Origin of the sequence: Herminiimonas sp. (assembly GCF_030645555.1) — a bacterium.
Classification (GTDB): domain Bacteria; phylum Pseudomonadota; class Gammaproteobacteria; order Burkholderiales; family Burkholderiaceae_D; genus Oxalicibacterium.
This window is the reverse complement of the sequence record NZ_JAUSME010000158.1, coordinates 1-3,918: the sequence shown is the minus strand read 5'-3', so window position 1 is coordinate 3,918 and position 3,918 is coordinate 1. Positions and strand designations below refer to the sequence as shown.

At 53.8% G+C, this 3,918-nt stretch carries 5 protein-coding genes; 4 read left to right on the top strand and 1 reads right to left on the bottom strand.

Features of this window, described 5'->3' with window-relative positions; genetic code table 11:
- On the top strand, positions 1–521 hold a 521-nt coding region (locus Q7T06_RS06440; protein ID WP_304782140.1), incomplete at its 5' end, for a uracil-DNA glycosylase.
- Between the two features lie 12 nt (positions 522–533).
- Here the strand turns inward: Q7T06_RS06440 and Q7T06_RS06435 are convergent.
- A complete protein-coding gene (locus Q7T06_RS06435; RefSeq protein WP_304782137.1) occupies positions 534–1,268 on the bottom strand; it encodes a TetR/AcrR family transcriptional regulator in 735 nt (244 codons plus the stop codon).
- A gap of 511 nt (positions 1,269–1,779) precedes the next feature.
- Here Q7T06_RS06435 and iscR point away from each other — a divergent pair.
- The 3 genes from iscR to iscU all read left to right on the top strand — a co-directional run.
- Positions 1,780–2,253, top strand: a complete 474-nt coding sequence (gene iscR / locus Q7T06_RS06430) for a Fe-S cluster assembly transcriptional regulator IscR (RefSeq protein WP_304782134.1) — start codon at positions 1,780–1,782, stop codon at positions 2,251–2,253.
- A gap of 16 nt (positions 2,254–2,269) precedes the next feature.
- Positions 2,270–3,523: an IscS subfamily cysteine desulfurase gene (locus tag Q7T06_RS06425; RefSeq protein ID WP_304782131.1), complete on the top strand. Its 1,254-nt coding sequence runs from the start codon at positions 2,270–2,272 to the stop codon at positions 3,521–3,523.
- 59 nt (positions 3,524–3,582) lie between these two features.
- Positions 3,583–3,918 (top strand): Fe-S cluster assembly scaffold IscU (iscU, locus tag Q7T06_RS06420; protein ID WP_304782127.1); only part of this gene is annotated, 336 nt, incomplete at its 3' end.

Below are 3,918 nucleotides of genomic sequence, written 5' to 3'. Positions count from 1 at the left end.
GCGCAGTCGGGTCGCTGTGGTCGGAAAAAGGCTTGTCCAAGCAGGTCAATCGGGCTACGTCCCTGCGCAATTTCATGAAGATGCTGCTGGTGGCGGACGGCCAGATAGCGATAGAACAGACGAGCGGCGATGCATTGGCGGGCGTAGCGCAGCAGGCACAGGCGTCACCGTCGTCGGTGATCCAGACCTTGCCCGAGTTGCAGGAGAATCTGACCCGGCATGGTTTTTTACTGTTGAATGCCGCACTGGTTTTCCGACCGCATGTGCCGCCAGTCAAGGAAGCCAGGGCATGGCTGCCGTTTCTGCAGACGGTGCTGGCGGCACTGGCCGATCACGCTGAACTGGCCAGAAAAACACCGCCTACGCTTGTATTGTGGGGAAAGATCGCGGTGCAGCTGGAGGCATTGCCGGCCAATGCGCGTTTCCCGAAAAAAGTTTCCGAGCATCCCTACAACCTGAGCTTCATTGCCAATCCAGTCATGCAGGCGCTGTTTGGCGCGATGCATTTGCTGAAGAAATAAAGCCGGCTTGTATTAAATCAGGCTGAGCTGGCGCAGGTCGGCTGACTCTCGCGATTCTTTCATTTCATCAGACCTTGCTGCGGTTGGGGCTTGAGCTGCCGGCGCTGCTTTGCCACCCCTGTCCGGCTTGCCTTCTTTGGCCAGCAAGCGCGCGATCATCATGTCAAAGAAAGCCGGCAACGCATGCGCATCCTCGTGTGCATGGAAGTGCTGGCGTATCACCATCCCATCCCACATCCCGGTCAGGAACAGCGCAGTTTGCGCTGCGTCCAGCGTTGCATCTATCTGGCCGCGTGCTTGTGCAAGGCGTAACAGATTGGTCAATCCCATGATCCATTCGGCTTCTATCTTGCGCAAAACGATACCCACACGTTTGCTGCGCATGCCTTCTGCATACACTTCGGTCATCAGACTGGCGTCTGCACTGGCGCGATAGCGTTCGGCAAACAGGCGCGTGGCGGCGGTGAGTGCCTGCTGTATCGACTCGGCCTCGCGCATTTGCAGCAGCATCGCGCGCGCCTGACGGCGCTCGTCGTCCACCATCGCCTCGATGATGGCTTCCTTGCCGGTGAAATAACGATAGACCGCACCAGGGCCGAGGCCGGTTTCGGCGCAGATTTGCTGCATCGAGGTTTGATGGAAGCCGGTTTTGCGGAAGCATTTTCCGGCAGCTTTCAAGACTTCTATGCGTTTTTTATCGGCTTTTTGGGTAGGGGATTGCGGGGTCTTGGAGATGCGTGTGGCCATTGCAGATACGGGAAACGAGGTTTCAGTCAATTAACGAAGCGTCAATTATAAATTGAATGTTCGCTCAATAATTTTATTCATTTCTTTGAGTTGCCTTATTGCCGTGAAGTTCGCTGATGGCTCATTCGTTATTTTCCGCTCCTTGGGTTTGAAAATATTGATTGAATGATCGTTCAATGATTGTGCGTGACTGGGCAATTTATCCGATCGCCGAGGATTGTATGCAGGCCGGATTTTGCAAAAGCCTGGCGCATGTCAGTTGCTTTATTTGCATCGTGGACCGGATCGTATGTCAGCTGCCGATATCGCGCTAAGTGACCCCGGTCAATGATGGCAAAGACATGTTTCCAATAGAATTAATGTTTGGAAATGAGTAAGAGTTTTCCAGCTTGGCGGGGTGGATGTTTACTGCAAAGTTGGCGCCTGACAGATTCAATCAAATTTGCTATACTTGACTGAATTGATCAACAACTCGGGTTATTCATTCCGTTGATTTTGGAGACAACATTTCATGCGTTTGACGACTAAAGGCCGCTTTGCTGTAACAGCAATGATTGACTTGGCATTGCGCCAGGCCAACGGCCCGGTCACGCTTGCCGGAATCAGTCAGCGCCAGGAAATTTCACTGTCGTATCTGGAGCAGTTGTTTGGCAAGTTGCGCAGGCACGAAATCGTTGAATCGGTGCGTGGTCCTGGTGGCGGTTACAACCTGGCAAGGCGTGCGGCTGATGTGACGGTGGCCGATATCATCATTGCGGTCGATGAGCCGCTGGATGCGACGCAGTGTGGCGGCAAGGAAAATTGCCATGGCCAGGAGCATGTGCAAGGTGGACGCTGCATGACCCATGATTTATGGGCCACGCTGAATGCAAAGATGGTGGATTACCTGGATTCCGTTTCGCTGCAGGATCTGGTTGATCAGCAACAACAAAAGATTTCTGAAGAATGCGTGGTGGTTGTGCATCGCAACCACGCCGCCGTTTGATTATTGGAGCTAAAAAATGAATGCCCCGTTGGATAAAAGCCTGATCGATACCATCAAGGCCCCGCACTTCCCGATTTACATGGATTATTCGGCGACTACGCCTATCGATCCGCGCGTCGCTGACAAGATGATTCCCTATCTGCGCGAGCAGTTCGGCAATCCCGCTTCGCGCAGCCATATGTATGGCTGGACTGCGGAAAAAGCGGTGGAAGATGCGCGCGAACAAGTGGCCAAACTGGTCAATGCCGATACGCGCGAAATAATCTGGACTTCAGGCGCCACCGAAGGCAATAACCTGGCGCTCAAGGGCGCGGCGCATTTCTACAAAACCAAGGGCAAGCACATCATCACGGTCAAAACCGAGCACAAGTCGGTGCTCGATACCGTGCGTGAGCTGGAGCGTCAGGGTTTTGAAGCAACCTATCTGCAACCGCAAGACAATGGCTTGATCACTATTGAGCAATTGGCGGCAGCGATACGCCCGGACACGATACTGGTTTCGGTCATGCTGGTGAATAATGAAATCGGCGTGATCCAGCCTATAGATGAAATCGGCGAATTGTGCCGCAGCAAGGGCATCATTTTCCATTGCGATGCAGCGCAGGCAACCGGCAAGGTTCATATCGATCTGGAAAAATCCAAGGTTGATCTGATGACTTTCACGGCACACAAAACCTACGGCCCTAAAGGCATAGGCGCCCTGTACGTGCGTCGCAAGCCGCGCGTGCGGCTGGAAGCGCAAATGCATGGCGGCGGTCACGAGCGCGGTTTGCGTTCTGGCACGCTGGCAACGCACCAGATCGTCGGCATGGGTGAAGCTTTTCGCATCGCCAGGGAAGAAATGGATGGCGAACTGGTACGCATCAAGGCTTTGCGCGATCGCCTGTCCAAGGGTTTGATGGAGATGGAAGAAGTCTATATCAATGGCGACATGGAACACCGCGTGCCGCACAACCTGAATGTCAGCTTCAACTATGTTGAAGGCGAATCCCTGATCATGGCGATCAAGGATCTGGCTGTTTCTTCCGGTTCGGCCTGTACTTCGGCCAGCTTGGAGCCATCGTATGTATTGCGCGCGCTGGGTCGCAGCGACGAACTGGCGCACAGCTCGATCCGTTTTACCTTCGGTCGCTTCACGACGGAAGAAGACGTGGATTTCACGATCAAGCTGATCAAGGAAAAAGTCGCCAAGCTGCGCGAGTTGTCGCCGCTGTGGGACATGTACAAAGACGGGATCGACATCAGTACGATCCAATGGGCAGCGCACTAATCGTTCTGGTTCCTGCTACAGGCAGCTGGTCTGGAAGAAGTTAAACAAGGAGCATCAAAATGGCTTACTCGGATAAAGTTCTCGATCACTATGAAAACCCGCGCAATGTAGGCGCGTTCGACAAGGGTGATGACACTGTAGGTACCGGCATGGTTGGCGCGCCGGCTTGCGGCGACGTGATGAAGTTGCAGATCAAGGTCGGCGCCGATGGCCTGATCGAAGATGCAAAATTCAAGACCTACGGCTGCGGTTCGGCGATTGCATCATCTTCGTTGGTGACCGAATGGGTCAAGGGCAAGACGCTGGATCAGGCACTGTCGATCAAGAATACGCAAATTGCCGAAGAACTCGCTTTGCCGCCAGTGAAAATCCACTGCTCGATTCTGGCAGAGGAT